Source organism: Exiguobacterium sp. s183 (assembly GCF_018617655.1).
In the GTDB taxonomy this organism is placed as follows: Bacteria; Bacillota; Bacilli; order Exiguobacteriales; family Exiguobacteriaceae; genus Exiguobacterium; species Exiguobacterium aestuarii_A.
In genome coordinates, this window is the sequence record NZ_JACSKN010000001.1 from 58,726 (window position 1) to 76,487 (window position 17,762).

Consider the following 17,762-nt stretch of genomic DNA (forward strand, 5'->3'; position numbering starts at 1 on the left):
TCCTGAACCGAGTAGGGAAAACCGGGGTTACGCCTCGTTATCGGCGTCTCAAGTGGCAGCAATGCAACATGGGTGGTACCGCGGAGAGCTTTCAAGCCTTTCGTCCCATTTTCGGGGACGGAAGGCTTTTTATTATGCAGAGGAGGAAGAATATTGAGCTATTTTAAACATCAAGAAATCGAGCCGAAATGGCAAAAGCGTTGGGAAGAGAAAGACGCATTCAAAACGACAGAAGACCCGGAGAAGGATTGTTTCTACGTCCTTGATATGTTCCCATACCCATCAGGTGCCGGTCTTCACGTTGGTCACCCGGAAGGTTACACGGCGACGGATATCATCGCCCGTATGAAGCGGATGCAAGGATATAACGTCCTTCACCCGATCGGCTGGGATGCGTTCGGTCTTCCTGCCGAGCAGTACGCGCTCGACACAGGGAACGACCCACGCGAATTCACAGCGCGTAACATCGAGACGTTCCGCCGTCAGTTGAAAGAACTCGGTTTCTCGTATGACTGGGCCCGTGAAATCAGCACGACGGACCCGAAATACTATAAATGGACACAATGGATCTTCACGCAATTGTTCGAGCGTGACCTCGCATACGTCGACGAAGTTGCCGTTAACTGGTGCCCTGCACTTGGCACGGTCCTTGCGAACGAAGAAGTCATCGACGGCTTGTCAGAGCGTGGGAATCACCCGGTATACCGTGTCCCGATGAAACAGTGGGTGCTTCGCATCACAGAATACGCGGAGCGTTTGCTTGAAGACTTGGAAGGTCTCGACTGGCCAGAGAGCGTCAAAGAGATGCAACGCAACTGGATCGGGAAATCGGTCGGTGCCGAGGTAGACTTCAAAGTCGACGGTCACGACAAGATTGTCACGGTCTTCACGACACGTCCGGACACACTTCACGGAGCGACCTATGTGACGCTCGCACCAGAGCATCCGTTTACGAAAGTGATCACAACGCCTGAACAATCAACGGCAGTAGAAGCATACATCGAGGAAGTTTCGAAGAAGACGGACCTTGAGCGTACAGACCTCGCTAAAGAGAAGACAGGAGTCTTCACGGGCGCTTATGCGATCAACCCGGTAAACGGTGAGAAACTTCCGATTTGGACAGCAGACTATGTCCTCTCGACATACGGGACAGGTGCAGTCATGGCCGTTCCTGGACACGATGAGCGTGATTATGAGTTTGCAAAAACGTTCGACCTCCCGATTCGTGAAGTCGTCAAAGGTGGAAACTTGGAAGAGGCGGCTTATGTCGAAGACGGGGAGCACGTCAACTCAGGTAGCTTGAACGGTCTTAATAAAGCCGATGCAATCAAGACGATCATTGAAGAACTCGAAGCTGCGGGTACGGGTCGTGCGAAGACGACATACCGTCTTCGTGACTGGTTGTTCAGCCGTCAACGTTACTGGGGAGAGCCGATTCCGGTCGTCCACATGGAAGACGGAACGATGAAGACGGTACCGGTCGAAGAGCTTCCGCTCGAACTTCCAATCATCGATGAAATCAAACCGTCTGGTACGGGTGAGTCGCCACTTGCGAACGCAGAAGAGTGGTTGACGTACACAGATCCTGTCACAGGGGAAAAAGGTCGTCGCGAGACGAACACGATGCCACAATGGGCAGGTAGCTGCTGGTACTATATCCGTTACATCGATCCAGATAACGAAGAAATGATTGCGGACCCTGAAAAACTCAAACGTTGGCTTCCAGTCGACTTGTATATCGGTGGTACGGAACATGCCGTTCTTCACTTGCTCTATGCACGTTTCTGGCATAAAGTCCTTTACGATATCGGTGTCGTCCCAACGAACGAGCCGTTCCAAAAACTCTACAACCAAGGGATGATCCTCGGTGAGAACAACGAGAAGATGTCAAAATCTCGTGGGAACGTCGTCAACCCAGACGATATCGTGAAGTCACACGGCGCGGATACACTCCGTCTTTATGAAATGTTCATGGGCCCACTTGACGCGGCAATCGCATGGTCAACGAATGGTCTTGACGGGGCACGTCGCTTCCTCGACCGCGTATGGCGTTTGTTCGATCAAACGAACTTTGCGGACGTGGCACCGACTGCCGACTTTGAACGTACGTATCATCAGACGGTGAAAAAAGTCACTGAAGACTATGAAGCACTTCGCTTCAACACAGCAATCTCTCAGTTGATGGTCTTCGTCAATGAAGCGAACAAACAAGAGACGTTGCCAAAATCGCAAATGGTCGACTTCATCAAGATGCTTTCACCTGTTGCTCCGCATTTGTCTGAAGAGTTGTGGGAGAAGATGGGCATGACGGAAGAGTTGACGTATGCGGCTTGGCCGACGTACGATGAATCAAAACTTGTGAGTGACACGATTGAAGTCGTCATCCAAGTGAACGGGAAACTTCGTGCGAAAATGCACGTTTCGCGTGACGCATCAAAAGAAGCGCTTGAAGCGGAGGCACTCGGCAACGAGCGTGTCCAAGAGTTCACAGAAGGCAAGACGGTTCGTAAAGTCATTGTCGTTCCTGGAAAACTCGTCAATATCGTAGTTGGATAATCGAAAGAATGTGTGACATTGTCGCACATTCTTTTCTTTTTGGTGAGGTCATTTTCTTTTACGGTTGGTTTTGATACACTAAAGGGCGATACTGAAGTAGAAGGGGACGACATGTCCATGAAACGTTCTTATGTGCTATACACGACACTATGTGCTGTCGTGGTCGGCGTGATTCTTTGCTATGTCTTTGTCTTCTCTGACGAAGAGATTCAGCGACAGGTCGCCTCGACATTTGAAAAAATCGACATTCAAACGAGTCATCAAACGGCATCCCTCCCACCTGTGGAGGCAGCGCAAGATGACGAAGATATTGATACGACCGATGCGCTCGAGCAAATCAACCAGATCGATGAAGTGTACTATAGCGATACGATCGGGGCCTATCTTGTGCTTACCGAGCAGGCTGAATTTTTCGAAGTGAGCGGGAACGGCACACGCGTCAACTCAGTGCTTCAACTCGAAAATACGGGACAGGCGCGTCTCGATGACTTTATCGGGATGCGGATGGTCGAAGAGAACCTCGTATATGCGGTGACAGCAAACGGGACGCTCATCACGATTGAACGGGAAGAAGGGCGTTGGGTCGAACAACCACGTAAACAAATCAAAGGTCTCGTATCGGAAGACCGAATCTTTGGTCTCGGCTATGACCGAGAATCGAATCGTCTGTTCATGATGAATCGATTAGCAGACACGCCGGACCTTGAGCTCCTCTATATCGAAGAGCGTGAAATTGAACCGGAAGCGCCTGCGGAAAACGAGTTAGAAGAATCGACAGAATCTGATGATAATGTTGAAGGCACTGAAGAATCAACAGAAGAAACGACAACAGAAAACGTTTCGACGAGTGACGGTGTCTCTAGTGACACAGCCGTTGCGGAAGAAGAGGCACCTGAGAATGAACAGGATACGCCAGATGAGGCAGTCGAGGAAAAAGAACCGGAAACGGAATGGATGCTCGATTCGCGTCAAGCGTTATCGGCTGACGGGATGAGCGCCTCAATCCAGCAAAAGTTTGAGCGATTCGAAGGCGTTGGGCTTGTCGAGCGACAAGGCCGAATATACGTGCTCGACTCGGAAGAGCTCGTCCTCTATACGGTCAACCCGGAAGAAGGTACCATCAACGGTCAGATGGTGACACCTCGCGTGTATGACTCGACCGGCATGTTTTTACAAGACAATGAAATCTTTGCAATCGTCCACCCGGAAGTATTCGATTTGGATGCATTCGTTTCCGTGGACTAACAATGGGGGAAGAACAGATGAGCAAACGTTACTTTTTTGAAGAAGTGAAACAATTCCACGAGACTTTCGGACATCCAGGAGCAAAATCTCCGCAACCGTTGACACTTGATCGTGCGACAAAACGATCGGTTTGGACGGCAGAGGAAGCGGTCGTTGAATTTTTACACCAATCGTCACAGACTGAAGAAGAGTTCTTACAGGCCATCGAGCAATTCCAAGAAGGCTTCCAAAAAGCGGTCCAAAAATCATTACAAGACGCACCGCCGTCAGATGATGTGGAACGCCTCGTCGGTCAAGGGGATGCGTTAACGGACGCGTTATATTTTGTGATGGGAAGTTTCGTTGAACTTGGCCTCGACCCGGTGCCATTGTTTGAAATCGTCCAGCGTGCCAATATGGCAAAGCTTGGACCGGATGGGAAACCGATTTTACGCGAGTCGGACAATAAAGTTATGAAACCTGAAGGATGGATGCCGCCGGAGCCGGAGCTCGAAAAAGAAGTGCGTCGTCAAATCGCAGGGAAAGAATAATCACAAACGGCTTGAGCCCTCATTAGAAAGGGTTCGAGTCGTTTTTTTTGTTGTGGTCGTGACGACATCATGATACTAGATGGTATCTGAAAGGTCATAAGAGTAATTTATGGTATAATTTAACATAAGTAAACAAGTGAGGGATATTAATCATTGAGATGGAGGTTATTTAACTGAAAAAATTATTCGGTATTCTATGTTGTAGTTCAGTACTTCTGTTAGCATCATGTAGCAATGATGAAAAAACGTCAGAATCTAAAACGTCTGAGCCTGACGTTTCAATCGAAACGATAAAAATCAACGAAGAGAATGAATTGACAATCGTCCCACTCTACACCCAATACCAACAATATTTGAATGCATCCCTTGAAACAACCGATGCGGAGGAGAACAAACAGAACTTCAAGAAATATGTATTAGATTACATAGGAGAGGTCGGAGAGGAAGAAAAAATCGATACATCCCTCATCAAAACAAACTTTTCTCTGAAGCCGACGCCTCATAAGCAACAATTGCTAAAGCAACTTGATACGTTAATTGATAAACATGACGAGATTAAAGAAATTATTACTTCCACATACGCGGATTCAAATCAAGTCCTTCCTAAAAAGAAAAGTACCGTGTTTATCGCACCGTATAATCCTGAATTCTTCTACGATAGTGGGCCGATGAAAGGAGTAGGAGCCTCAGCTTATAAAGACGCCTTCATCTTGTTTCTCGATACAGATTATGACAAAGGTGTGCTAGCTCATTCGACGGCTCACGAGTACCATCACCTGATCCTTCGTGATCAAAACGAATATAACCTTAGTTCGATTCTCGAGTCTATCATCATCGAAGGGAAAGCGGATGCGTTTGCCGACCGCATTGTCAAAGGGGTAACTCCACCATGGTATGTACCAATCGATGATGCGACCATGGAACATATCGCGAGTCGAGTGAATGATTATGAAACATCCTTTAACGATTTTGTGGTGGGAAATAATCAAAAAGACATTCCGCGTTGGAGTAACTATATTCTAGGTAGGGATGTGCTCCATGAATATTTGACGGCGCACCCAGAGCTGTCGATTTCTGAGTGGACGTTTAAAGAAGACCACGAGATTTTGGAAGGTTATAAGTATGAAGGCGTTATGAAATTGGGGAATTAAGTTAAAATGAATGTCAAAAGGCTTGACCCTGTCTCATTCAGGGGTCAAGCCTTTTGATTGTGCATTAAATCACTACGATGAGACGCATGTGCATTGCTTTATAAAAAATGCTTTTACCGCTCTGTGGCCAGTGCAGCTGCGTGCGATCCGGCGCAATGTCCTGTCGTGAAAGCGGCCGTGATGTTGTAGCCGCCTGTGTATCCATGAATGTCGAGCACTTCACCGGCAAAGAAGAGACCTGGTGCCTTCTTCGACATCATCGTCTGTGGCGCAACTTCCTTAACCGAAACGCCACCACCTGTGACGAACGCTTTGTCAAAGTCGAGCGTCCCGACGGCGTGCATCTCGAACATTTTTAAACGCGTTGCGAAATCAATGACGGATTGCTTCTTCAACTGACTCGCGTCTTCTTCACCAAATGCGAGTTCTTCTAGCAACAAGTCAAGAAGTCGCTCGGGGATATAGCCTTTCCATACGTTTTTGACGGCACGCTTCGGTTGACCCTGTACTTGGTTCCACAATTCCTGGATGAGCGCATCTCGTGACGTGTCCGGGAAGAAGTCGAGTGATAGGAGGACGACTTGTTCTTTGCTGCGTTTCCGTTCTTTAATCGTGTACTGACTGCAACGGAGTGCGATTGGACCTGAAATCCCGAAATGGGTAAAGATCATGTCGCCTTGGTGCGTCTTGATAGCTTTTCCTTTTTTGCCGTGCACCGTCAACGCGACGTCACGTAACGATAGTCCTTGAAGTTGTTTTGTTCCGATGAACGAATCGTTCAACTTGATCGGCACCTCTGTCGGAAATAGCTCCGTGATCGTATGCCCGGCTTTCTGTGCCCACGGATAACCATCACCCGTCGAACCAGTGTGAGGCACGGATTGTCCGCCGACCGCGACGACACAAGCTTTTGCTTCAATCATTTCTCCGTCCATCAGCTCGACCGCGTGAAACTCGTTTTCTTCATTAAAATGTAGCGTTTTAACTTCTGCTTTTTTTCGAATCTCGACACCGAGGTCTTCAATCGCACGAAGCAACGTGTTGACCACGTCTTGTGCCTTATCGGTCACTGGGAACATGCGCCCGTTGTCCTCTTCTTTCAGCGGGATGCCGAATCCTGTGAACAGGTCGATGATCGATTGGTTGTCGAACTGAGCGAGGGCGCTATATAAGAAGCGGCCATTCCCAGGGATGAACTGAATCAATTCATCGATTGGTTTTCGGTTCGTGACGTTACAACGCCCTCCACCTGAAATCGCTAATTTCCGACCGAGTTTAGACCCTTTATCAATTAACAAGGTCGATGCGCCGCTATTTGCAGCCGCATACGTGGCCATAAGTCCGCTTGGACCTCCGCCGATGACGATGACATCCTTCATGTAAAATCTCCTCATTTCTTCATCTATATGATTAGTAAAATTATCGTAACTTTATTATCCGTAACAGTAAGAGTATAATGAGAAGCGGTTGTTTTGTAAAACCGAATTCATATGAATAGTTGATTTATAGATGGAGGTGCCTCATGTCATCAAGCGCCAAACAAGATTCTGGAAGAGCCTCCTTCGTCAAAGGAACGCTTCTTTTATCAGCGGGAAACTTGATTTCCCGGATGTTAGGGCTGTTGTATACATTCCCGTTCCAAGCGATGGTCGGGATTGCCGGAGTGACGTTGTATCAAGCTGCATATACGTATTACGCAATCATGATCTCCATATCGACGGCAGGGATTCCTGTTGCCGTCTCGAAATTTATCGCCAAATACAATGCGCTAGGAGAGTACGGAACGAGTCAACGATTGTTCCGACAAGGAATGAAGCTGATGCTTGCGACCGGTGTCGTCGCTTTTTTATTACTCTTTTTTGCGGCACCATGGCTATCCGAGCTGATGGTCCGAAATTCGGAGAACAATCAGCAATACATTGACTCGCTCACACTCGTGACGAGAAGCGTCAGTTTTGCGTTACTACTCATCCCAGCGATGAGTATGGTTCGTGGTTATTTCCAAGGACATCAAGACATGGCTCCGACGGCAATCTCACAAGTCGTCGAACAGATCGTGCGCATTCTATTCCTTCTCAGCGGGACGATGCTCGTCTTGTTCGTCTTTGCGGACTCTGACTTCATTCGACCAATCGCGAACGCTCTTGGGGGAACGCAATCCGTCGAGACGACTGAACTGAATGGATTGAAAGTCATTGCCGTCACGATTGCGACGTTCAGTGCTTTTGTTGGGGCAATCGGTAGTTTCGTCGTACTCATGATGTACTGGAAGCGTCGAAAAGACATCCATCGTCAGACAGATAATCCAGCGGGCACACCTGTCCGTTCGATGAAGTCGTTATTACTCGAGTTGCTCAGCTACTCGATCCCAATCGTGATGGTCGGGGTATCGACCCCTCTCTATCAGCTGATTGATCAGTTGACGATGGTCAATACGTTACTCAGTTCGGGTGCGACCGTATCCGAAGCGACTTCGGCCTATGGATTCTTAACCGGAAACGCACATAAAATTGTATTGATCCCCGTGTCGATTGCGGCGAGTGTCTCGATGGCGACCATCCCGCTCGTGACCCGTTCCTTCACGACAGGAGATATGCTGAAGGTACGAAATCAAGTCAATCATATTTTCCAAGTCTCGTTCTTCGTGACAATTCCTGCTGTCATCGGTCTCGTGGCTCTCGCGGAGCCGTTGTTTGGGACGTTGTTCCCGGGAGACCGTGAAGGATGGGTATATTTACTTCATTACGCACCGAGTGCTTTCTTCTTAGCCTATTACTCGGTCGCGGCTGCAATCCTCCAAGGGATTAACCGTCAGTACTTCACCATCTTTGCTACATCGATGGGTCTGTTGGCGAAACTTGCCCTGAACGTGCCGTTCGTCTATTGGCTCGGTGGTATCGGTGCGGGTTATGCGACGATTGCTGGATACATTGTGGCGATTGTGCTCATGGTATGGATGATTCAGCGCTCTCTTCACTTCCCGTATAAGCAATTGCTTCGTCGGACCATCTTAATGTTCTTGATGGGGGCGGCGATGTTTGCGGCTGTTTACCTTTCCCTTCTCGTCACGTTGCAAGATGAAGCGAGTTGGGGAAATGATATCTTTGCGACAATCGTCGGTGTCATTGTCGGGATTCTCGTATACGGATATCTCGGCTGGCGCAGCCATCTTGCAGGGAAATTATTAGGGAAACGCTTTGAATATCGGAGGAACGGATAATGCGAATTGATAAATTACTATCGAACATGGGATATGGTTCACGAAAAGATGTAAAAATCCTATTAAAACAAGGGGCAGTACGAGTCGATGATGTCCCTGTAAAAGATGCGAAACAGCACGTTAACCCAGAATCAGAACGGGTCACCGTGTTCGGGGAAGTCGTTGAATATCGGCCCTACATCTATTTCATGATGAACAAGCCGGAAGGGGTCATCAGTGCGACGGAAGATCAAGTCGAGACGACGGTCATCGAGTTGATTGATCCGGAGTATGCCCATTACGACCTCTTCCCGGTCGGACGGCTCGATAAAGATACGACGGGCCTTCTCCTCATTACAAACGATGGTGCGTTCAACCATGCGCTCATGTCACCACGTAAACATGTCGACAAGGTGTATATCGCCGAAGTCGATGGGGAGATGACCGTGGACGACATCAAGGCATTCGCGAACGGCGTCGAATTAGAGGATGGATATACGACGAAACCGGCCCGACTCGAGATTTTGAGTCGGAGCGGGCGTCGGTCGGTCATTCGTCTCACGTTGTCTGAGGGGAAATATCACCAAGTGAAACGAATGGTCGCGGCGGTAGGCAAACACGTCGAGCGATTAGAGCGTGTTCAAATCGGGGAGCTAGAACTCGATGAGACGCTTGAGCTCGGGGCATATCGTGAATTGACGGAAGAAGAAGTTCAACTGTTTCTCCAATAATTAATGAGGTGAGAGAGAATCTGTCCGATGGGACGGATTCTCTTTTTTGCGTAAAAAGCTCTGATTTTCGATCATATCTTTTTGAAAATGTCATCAAAATCATCACGCCAAGAGTCAACCAACCAATCGTTATATTTATGATACAAAAGGACAAGTGGTTCAACTTCATTTGAACTTATGATACAACCTCGATCATCGTACATATAAAAAACGATGTTCTTTTCGGTGCTTATAAAGTATACAGTTTGTCCAATCGAAGGGTCTCTTCCTTGCTCGTAATTTCCTATACCTCTAAGGATTTTCTCGTAAGGGATTGACTTTATCTGCGAGGATACGAATTTCGCTTTATATTCATGTTTGATTTCTATAATTCCCCCTGTTTTTTCGTCTATATTTTCATTTAATTCGAATAACGTTTCTTCTTCAATCTGTTGCTTCATGAATAAACCATACAAATATTCGGGAGTGGTATTCCCGAACATGATGTCCTCTGTTTCGTTCCAATCCTTGATAAAGATATGGATGTAATCATCAGATTGAAACACTTCCTCGAACAATGTTGTCACTCTCGCAACTACTTGCTCTATTCTCTCATCTGTTCCGTTTTTATACGGTTCGCCGAGTTCGAATCTTAGATGGACTTCTCCAGATAAGTTTGGAAAACTGTCATCTATATACTTCATTATTTCTTCTTTCACATCATCACCTCATCTTGAACAATTGATACAATCTAAAACCACGAGACCTTCATTCATAAAAAAGAGACCTGGATGTCAGGTCTCTTGAATCTACATATACGTTTCAATTTGCCGTCTTGAGTGAACGTTTCGATGAAGTCCACGTGCCACGGCTAGGGCTCTCCACAAGATTATTGTACTCAAGTACGTTCAAATCACGTTGCACAGTGCGCGACGTGATGCCGAACTCTTCTACTAGTTCTGAAGTGGTAACTGTCTCCCTTTCATTGATGAACAAATAAATGGACTTGATGCGCGTTAACATCCGATCTGTTGAGCCTTTCATTGGATAACCTCCCAATGTGTAGAATAATGATAAACCATACCTACAGACGACAAAATGAAATATAAAATTGTTATTTTCTAAAATTACACCTTTAGTATACCGCTCCTGTACAAAAATGCAAGTAGAAAGCACGAACAATCTGTTTGTAAAGATTTGATTATGAACGTAAATATCGAATGAAGATTGTTTTTTTGTATTTAAAACGAGGTCAAACACGAACGAAAAAAACTTTTCTAAATGAATGTTCGTCTTTCATTCATTTGGATATACTAGTAAGGGAGAGAACATTCGCAAAAGGGGAGATGAACATGAATTGGAGACAAGAAGTCGACAATCGTAAAGATGCATTTTTAGAAGATTTAAAAGGATTACTACAAATCCCTAGCGTGCTCGATGAATCAAAAGCCGCACCGAACATGCCATTCGGACCAGAGGTTCGAAAAGCGCTCGATTACATGTTTGAGATTGGTGAGCGAGATGGCTTTAAAACGAAAGACGTCGGTGGATTTGCAGGACATTTGGAGTATGGGGATGGTGAGGACATCGTCGGGATTTTATGTCACCTTGACGTCGTTCCTGCAGGCGAAGGGTGGACGTATGGTGCGTTCAATCCGACGATTACCTCGGACGGAAAAATCGTCGCTCGTGGAAGCAATGATGATAAAGGACCATCGATGGCTGCTTACTATGGTCTACGGATCGTAAAAGAACTCGGGTTACCGCTCTCGAAACGTGTCCGCCTGATCGCAGGTTGCGACGAGGAGAGCGAATGGCGCTGTGTCCGCGAATATTTTAAACAAGAACAGATGCCGACATACGGCTTTGCACCAGACGCGGACTTCCCAATCATTAACGCGGAGAAAGGGCTATATGACGGTGTATTGACACAACTTCCGATTCAACGCGCACCAGAGTCGGCGTATCACCTTCTCTCATTCACGAGTGGAGAGCGTCCGAATATGGTGCCGGACTTCGCGAAAGCTGAATTGAAGACAGACGAGGTACTCGAAGAAAAATTCGAGGCTTATCTTGAAAAGTATGAAGCGGACGGGACGTGCGTGTATGACCGTGGCACATATACGTTCACGATGAAAGGGAAAGCGGCGCACGCGATGGAACCAGATAACGGGATCAACGCGGCCTACGTCCTCGCTGGATTCTTGTTGCACCTTCCTCTCGATATTCAAGGGGAACGCTATATTGAACTTGTTCGTCACGTATTTGCAGATTCTCGTGGGATTTCGCTCGGGATTGAGGCAAGTGACGAGACAGGTGATTTGACGATCAATGGTGGTGTGTTCCGTTACAACGATGACGAGCGCACGGCAACGGTTAACATTCGTTACCCTTATACGGCGAAGTTTGAAGAGCGGTTGCAAAACCTACGTGAAATCGCGTTGTCGCTCGGTTTCGAATTGAAGACGCGTCAACATATGCCACCACATCACGTGGCTGAAGATCATCCGCTCGTGAAGACGCTTGCGAGTGTGTACGAACGTCAGACGGGGGAGCATGCGAACTTGATGGCAATCGGTGGGGGAACTTACGCCCGTTCACTCGAGGCGGGGGTCGCATTCGGTGCATTGTTCCCAGGCGCTAAAGATGTGGCGCATCAGGTCGATGAATATATGGAGATAGAAGATTTATTACGCGCAGCAGCGATTTATGCTGAAGCGATTTACGAGCTCGCTAAATAAGAACTATGGAGAGCTGACTGATGTAGTCGGCTCTCTGTCCTTTAGGAAGGAAGTTATCATTGAATTCGCAAAAAAGATTGTTTCAATCTGTATATGTCGCCATTTTCTTCGCACAAGGGGCATTGATCCCTTACATGGCTTTATATTTTTCACAAGATCAATTCGGACTGAGTCCTAGTCAGGTCGGAAATATCGTGGCCATTCTTCCCATTCTTTCGATTGGTGTACAACCACTTTGGGGAATGTTGACCGATCGCACCGGGCGGGTGAAGGCGTGGCTCATGTTAGCGATGTTAAGCGCAGCCCTCATTTCGTTTACTTTTTTAGTGGCGACTTCTTACGTATGGATCGTGGTGCTCATGGTCATCTGGTCGGTGTTCCAATGTGCACACATTCCGCTCGTTGATATGATGACACTCGACTATACGGTCCGTTCCAAAGTAGACTACGGTGCAATTCGTCTATATGGGTCGGCAGGTTTTGCCATCGCGGTGTTTGCGATGGGGTGGATTTCCGATACGACGTGGGGCCTTGCTAGTACGTTCGTATTAAGTGCCGTCTTACTTATCCTCGGAAGTGTGTTTGTCCGAATGATTCCGGAAAAGAGCTCGATTCGTGACGTCACGTTAGCTCCGATTTCATGGACAGCTGTATGGAATAAGTCCTTCTTATTCTTTCTGCTCGGGGGTATGCTCGTCTTCGGACCAATTTATGCGAACAACTATTATTTTGGATTGTACGTGACAAGTAGCGGGGGATCGACGACGCTCGTCGGAACACTATTCCTCGTCGCGGTTTTGTTTGAAATTCCCTTCATGAAAGTGGCATCACAATTTGTAGAACGCTTCGGCAGTGTCCCGGTACTCGTCGGGGCGGCAGCCATCTCGGCCATGCGAAATGGAATCCTTGCATTGGAGCCGCCCATTTGGGTCGTTTGGCTTCTGGCGATTGCACAAGGTCTCGTCGTCGGACTTTTAATTCCGGTCGCGCTTCAGTTCGTCCGGAAACTTGTCGACCGTCAAGTCTCTTCAACGGCAATCGGTGTTTACATGGCGTTGACTTCGGGACTTGCGACAGCGGGATTCAACAAGTTGAGTGGTACAATCATCGAACTCGATGACATCATCGGCGTATTTTGGATGTATACGATCGTCACGGCAATCGGGGCAGTGATTTGGATTGGACTGTCACGTCGTGCACTGAAAGGATGAATCAGATGAGCACGCATTATTTTATTGCGATTCCAATCGAAGCGGCCGAACTCGCCGCTGTACAACAAGCCATCTTACCGTATTACTCGTATCGGCGAATTTATCGACCGGACGAGTTTCATTTGACGATACAATTTTTAGGGGGGATCGATGGTGAAGAGCTGGATGAAGTGAAAGAAATCACTAGAAGAATCAGTCAAGAAACCCTTCCGTTCACGTTGACGTTTCATGCCATCGACCATTTCGGGAGAGCGGACCGTCCACGCGTGTTGACGATTGTACCTGATGCGTCAGATGCTCTTCAGCGATTTGCGACGGCGCTGCGTAAAGAGCTCGTCGCATTGATTCCGAATTTAGACCGAAAAACATTCGTCCCTCATGTCACTCTCGCAAAAAAGTGGGACAAAGGGGAACGGATTGCTTACGTCCCACCCGAGTTCAACGTAACCGAGTCGGTGGAAGAAGTGATCCTGTATGAAGTGCAGCCGAATCATACTCCGTCCTATAGGGCGATTGAAGTATTTCCGTTAAGACGGCCAGAGGAGGACATATGGCAATCCCGGTTAAAATTTTTGACGTAATCTCAAAATATGAACGTGATGTATTAGATCAATACAATCGCTATTTAGAATATGTAGAATCCGATACGGCCCGATTGCAGCGTCTTCATGAAAACAATCGACTGAGTCCAGTCGAAGTGCTTGAGATCGATCGGCCGTGGTGGAAATTTTGGGCGAAGTCGGAACGGATTGAACTAGAACCGAAACCACTCGCCGAATCACAGTATCAGAAATTACTTCGAGAGCGCCGACACATTCAAAAACTGCAATTTGCTTGTGAAGGGGTACTTGAGGCAGATTTACCACATTTGGCATTCACGAGAGATTTTGCATATCGCGTGATGCGTTCCGAATGGAATGAACGACACTTCTTCTTTTATCGTCCCGTCATTGAGTGGAACGGTGCGACCGTTGAATTAAGTCATGTCCTTGTCGGTCCGACGCATCTCTATATCATAGAGTGGCTCGAGGGAGACAGAAGCATCTATCACATATCGAAAGAGAAGACGTGGGTTCATCAACCGCTGAAAGGGGAAAATACTCGTGTAGTGAACCCGCTCATTGCGTTGACACGAACCGAAGAACTTGTTCGACAAATTGTACCGAACTATGCGGGTGTCCTTCAAAAAGTCGTCATTGCAGCAGATGGTTATTTTGATAATGTTCCGAGCGTTCGAACGACGCATTATGTGGGACGAAATGAGTATAAAGAATGGATGAAACAAGTGAATGGGCGCGCACCGATTGTAAAAGCGCAGCAAGTTCGCGATGTCGCTACATTGTTAGAAGTGACAGCCAAGATGCCGTTTCGTCAATTTATGGATCAGTGATTGAGAGGAAGGGACGCATATGCATCATACACCAGATCAAAAGACGGCCTCGCATGTAACGATTGAGAGCGCGTCTTTCGTATCATTTGAGACCATACAACTTGAGATTGTGCGCGAATATGAATCCGTTCCAGTACAAATTGAACAGAATGGACGCCCGATCGACTACATGGTCGAACAACAACATGTGACCGAATCAGGGATGATTGAACAAATTCTGCGACTATATGAACCTATTTCTTTAGAGATGATGTATACGGTGTTTCATCCGGGACAAAAGACGACGGTCATCGTTCCACGAGAAATTGTACGCTCCGAAGAGTTCGAGCGTCGGTTCTCATATGATGGACCACTCGGTGTGTCATTTACACCACACGGGATGGAAGTGACCGTATGGTCGCCTGTCGCACTCTCGATGTGGATTACCGTCCATGACGACATGAACCACCGTGAACTCGAACGCTTCCATATGCATCGCGGTTCTCGCGGGGAATGGAATGGAGAAGTGCCAAAAGCGTTCGAAGGGATGCTATATCGTTTAGAAGTAAAGACGCCCGTCGATACAAGACAAGTCGTTGACCCTTATGCGAGAGCCGTTAGCTTGAATGGAGAGTACGGGGTATTGATGGATGTGGAACGATTTGTGAATGAACAAGTCGAACAAGCTCCGCGTCCACCTCTTTGGAAAGCGACCGATGCCGTCATCTATGAACTGCACATCCGAGACTTTACAAGCCACCCCTCATCGTTGAGTCAATTGAAAGGACTGTACGGTGGGGTGTCTGAAAAAGGAGTTCGGACGAAAGCAGGCAATAGTGCCGGACTCGACTATTTAAAAGAACTTGGCGTGACGCATGTCCAGTTGCTCCCTATCCATGACTTTGGAAGTGTCGATGAAGCGACACGCACGCCGTATAACTGGGGTTACGATCCGATTCATTGGTTCAGCCTTGAAGGAAGTTACGCCTCTAGCCCGGATGTACCGATGAGTCGGGTATTCGAGTTCGCGTCACTTGTCGCGGATCTTCACCGGTCAGGTCTCCGTGTCGTCACAGACGTCGTGATGAATCACATCTATATTCGTGAACATTCTCCGCTCGAGGCTCTCGTTCCTTATTATTATTTTCGTTATGAGCATGACGGAACGGTCGCAAACGGGACCGGTGTCGGGAATGATACGGCATCGGAACGTTATATGATGCGGCGAATGATTGTCGACTTCGTCTCATACTTTGCGACAACTTATCGAGTGGACGGATTCCGTTTCGACTTGATGGGGATTCATGACGTCGAGACGATGAATCAAGTGCGAGCCGCCCTTGATAAAGTTGACCCGTCCATCCTTGTGTATGGAGAAGGGTGGGACTTGGCGACACCGCTCGGACAGTCCTTAAAGGCGACTTCGCTAAATGCAGCCCGAATGCCTCGAATCGGACACTTCAACGATATGATTCGAGATGCCCTAAAAGGTTCGACCTTCAATGACCGAGAACGTGGATTCATTTCAGGAAATGAGTGGCGAGAATGGGAGCTCCGTGAATGTCTGACCGGGGCCGTCCATATACCGAACGTGACGGTTGGACGTTTCCCGAGTCCGACGTATTCCATCAACTATGCCGAAGCCCATGACAATTATACGATTTATGACAAATTACAGTTGTCGTGTGAAGGGGTTGATGAAGCGACTCGCCTCGCAATGCAGCGGCTCGCCAATGCGGTCGTCATCACGTCTCAAGGGATTCCGTTTATCCATGCGGGTCAAGAGTTCGGTCGAACGAAGCATGGCGTAGAGAATAGCTATAATTCACCAGACCACATTAATCACTTCGATTGGGACTTACGCGATGCGCGAATCAATGAGATCGAGTATGTGAAGACGCTTTTGAAACTGCGACGACTGCATACATGCTTCCGTTACGATTCACGTCAGGAAGTCATCGACCATTTCACATTCCTGCCGTCGCCGCCTGGCGTCATCATTTATGAACTGACGGCGAGCCACTCGTATGATGCTTGGCAGCGGGTACGCGTATATATTAATGGAACGTTCGAAAAATTGTCATTCGAGAGCGATACGAAATGGAACGTCTACGTTCAAGGGGAGACTTCTAGCCTCGTCCCGATTGAAAGAAACCCGTCACACATTCAAGTCGAGTCGTTGTCAATGACGATTCTCGCGTGTTAAGATGTTGATTGTATCTCTTTAATTCAAGTAAGATTTGAGCGTGATGAATATGTATTCAGATATAGTCGGTGCGCTCGGTAAAGAGTGGACAGTCGCTTCTGCCGGAGGTATTACGGGCGAAGCGTATGTAGCGACGACGCGCCAACAGAAGATTTTTGTGAAACGAAACTCTTCTCCATTCTTGGCGATTCTTTCAGCGGAAGGAATTGTTCCGAAACTTCTTTGGACAAAGCGGATGTTTAACGGGGACGTATTAAGTGCCCAGCAATTCATTGAGAGCCGCGAACTTTCACCAGAAGATATGAAGCGACCAGATGTCGCGGCACAACTCGGAAAGATTCATGATTCGAAAGAGCTATTATTTATGTTACAACAATTAAATCACACACCGGTGACGCCGCACTTGTTGCTTCGTCAGTGTGAAGCATATGAACAAGATGAGACGGATCCTACGATTGGAGAGGCGATTCAATGGTTAAAACACCATTTGCCGAAAGTCGACGAGCAAGAGTTCGTCGTATGTCACTCTGATTTAAATCACAACAATTGGATTGAAGATGAAAACGGTCTTCTCTATTTGACGGATTGGGACGATGCGATCATCGCAGACCGTGCCTTTGATTTGGCGATGGTAGTCTATAGCTATGTCGAAGAGGCGGAATGGGAGCGTTGGTTCACGCATTATGGGGTCGAGGTTTCGAGTGAGCTTCATAATCGAATGCATTGGTATGCGATTGCCCAAACGATTTTAACGATTTATGGGGAACGGAACGATGCAGCACGAACAGAAGGTTTTCATGTACTGCGCGAATTGATCGATGAGGCGTATGAACGAATCAATTAA

At 47.5% G+C, this 17,762-nt stretch carries 15 protein-coding genes and 1 other annotated feature (1 of these 16 running past the window's edge); of the genes, 12 read left to right on the forward strand and 3 right to left on the reverse strand.

Annotated elements, in window-relative coordinates:
• Window positions 1-111 (forward strand) — a binding site (T-box leader); it begins 105 nt to the left of the window's first position.
• Window positions 112-153: 42 nt separating this feature from the next.
• From leuS to KNP62_RS00310, 4 genes are all read left to right on the forward strand, one after another.
• Window positions 154-2,556 (forward strand): leucine--tRNA ligase, encoded by a 2,403-nt coding sequence (gene leuS, locus KNP62_RS00295; RefSeq protein WP_214782110.1) that lies wholly within the window; start codon window positions 154-156, stop codon window positions 2,554-2,556.
• A 117-nt stretch (window positions 2,557-2,673) separates the two neighbouring features.
• A complete protein-coding gene (locus KNP62_RS00300) occupies window positions 2,674-3,801 on the forward strand; it encodes a hypothetical protein (RefSeq protein ID WP_251125539.1) in 1,128 nt (375 codons plus the stop codon).
• 17 nt (window positions 3,802-3,818) lie between these two features.
• Window positions 3,819-4,331 carry a pyrophosphohydrolase domain-containing protein gene (locus KNP62_RS00305; protein WP_214693364.1) on the forward strand — a complete coding sequence of 171 codons (513 nt, stop codon included), beginning with the start codon at window positions 3,819-3,821 and terminating at the stop codon, window positions 4,329-4,331.
• 314 nt (window positions 4,332-4,645) lie between these two features.
• Window positions 4,646-5,482, forward strand: coding sequence for a DUF2268 domain-containing putative Zn-dependent protease (locus tag KNP62_RS00310; RefSeq protein ID WP_251125540.1), 837 nt, complete (start codon window positions 4,646-4,648; stop codon window positions 5,480-5,482).
• A 113-nt stretch (window positions 5,483-5,595) separates the two neighbouring features.
• Here KNP62_RS00310 and KNP62_RS00315 read toward each other — a convergent pair whose 3' ends face one another.
• Entirely contained in the window at window positions 5,596-6,861 is a 1,266-nt protein-coding gene (locus KNP62_RS00315) for a BaiN/RdsA family NAD(P)/FAD-dependent oxidoreductase (protein ID WP_214782114.1), read from the reverse strand.
• Between the two features lie 143 nt (window positions 6,862-7,004).
• On the opposite strand from KNP62_RS00315, the gene KNP62_RS00320 reads away from it, so the two are divergent.
• Both KNP62_RS00320 and KNP62_RS00325 read left to right on the forward strand, forming a co-directional pair.
• Window positions 7,005-8,702 carry a putative polysaccharide biosynthesis protein gene (locus KNP62_RS00320; RefSeq protein ID WP_214746358.1) on the forward strand — a complete coding sequence of 566 codons (1,698 nt, stop codon included), beginning with the start codon at window positions 7,005-7,007 and terminating at the stop codon, window positions 8,700-8,702.
• The gene (locus tag KNP62_RS00325) at window positions 8,702-9,412 is read left to right on the forward strand and encodes a pseudouridine synthase (protein ID WP_214782117.1); all 711 of its coding nucleotides are present in this window, start codon (window positions 8,702-8,704) and stop codon (window positions 9,410-9,412) included. The genes KNP62_RS00320 and KNP62_RS00325 overlap by 1 nt, the downstream gene beginning before the upstream one ends.
• A 71-nt stretch (window positions 9,413-9,483) precedes the next feature.
• Here the strand turns inward: KNP62_RS00325 and KNP62_RS00330 are convergent, their stop codons facing one another.
• Window positions 9,484-10,110 carry a DUF3885 domain-containing protein gene (locus KNP62_RS00330; protein WP_214782120.1) on the reverse strand — a complete coding sequence of 209 codons (627 nt, stop codon included), beginning with the start codon at window positions 10,108-10,110 and terminating at the stop codon, window positions 9,484-9,486.
• A gap of 103 nt (window positions 10,111-10,213) precedes the next feature.
• Window positions 10,214-10,435: a DeoR family transcriptional regulator gene (locus KNP62_RS00335; protein ID WP_074033475.1), complete on the reverse strand. Its 222-nt coding sequence runs from the start codon at window positions 10,433-10,435 to the stop codon at window positions 10,214-10,216.
• A 308-nt stretch (window positions 10,436-10,743) separates the two neighbouring features.
• On the opposite strand from KNP62_RS00335, the gene pepV reads away from it, so the two are divergent.
• Genes pepV through KNP62_RS00365 form a run of 6 tightly spaced genes read left to right on the forward strand, consistent with a single transcriptional unit; the run spans window position 10,744 to window position 17,762 of the window.
• Entirely contained in the window at window positions 10,744-12,132 is a 1,389-nt protein-coding gene (gene pepV / locus KNP62_RS00340; protein WP_483299200.1) for a dipeptidase PepV, read from the forward strand.
• A gap of 59 nt (window positions 12,133-12,191) precedes the next feature.
• Window positions 12,192-13,343 (forward strand): MFS transporter, encoded by a 1,152-nt coding sequence (locus KNP62_RS00345; RefSeq protein ID WP_214782126.1) that lies wholly within the window; start codon window positions 12,192-12,194, stop codon window positions 13,341-13,343.
• Window positions 13,344-13,348: 5 nt separating this feature from the next.
• Complete coding sequence (thpR, locus tag KNP62_RS00350; RefSeq protein ID WP_214782128.1) at window positions 13,349-13,924, forward strand: RNA 2',3'-cyclic phosphodiesterase; 576 nt, start codon at window positions 13,349-13,351, stop codon at window positions 13,922-13,924.
• Complete coding sequence (locus KNP62_RS00355; protein ID WP_214782130.1) at window positions 13,894-14,733, forward strand: NERD domain-containing protein; 840 nt, start codon at window positions 13,894-13,896, stop codon at window positions 14,731-14,733. The genes thpR and KNP62_RS00355 overlap by 31 nt, the downstream gene beginning before the upstream one ends.
• A gap of 19 nt (window positions 14,734-14,752) precedes the next feature.
• Window positions 14,753-16,918, forward strand: coding sequence for a type I pullulanase (gene pulA, locus KNP62_RS00360; protein ID WP_214782132.1), 2,166 nt, complete (start codon window positions 14,753-14,755; stop codon window positions 16,916-16,918).
• Window positions 16,919-16,967: 49 nt separating this feature from the next.
• Window positions 16,968-17,762, forward strand: a complete 795-nt coding sequence (locus KNP62_RS00365) for a phosphotransferase family protein (RefSeq protein WP_214782134.1) — start codon at window positions 16,968-16,970, stop codon at window positions 17,760-17,762.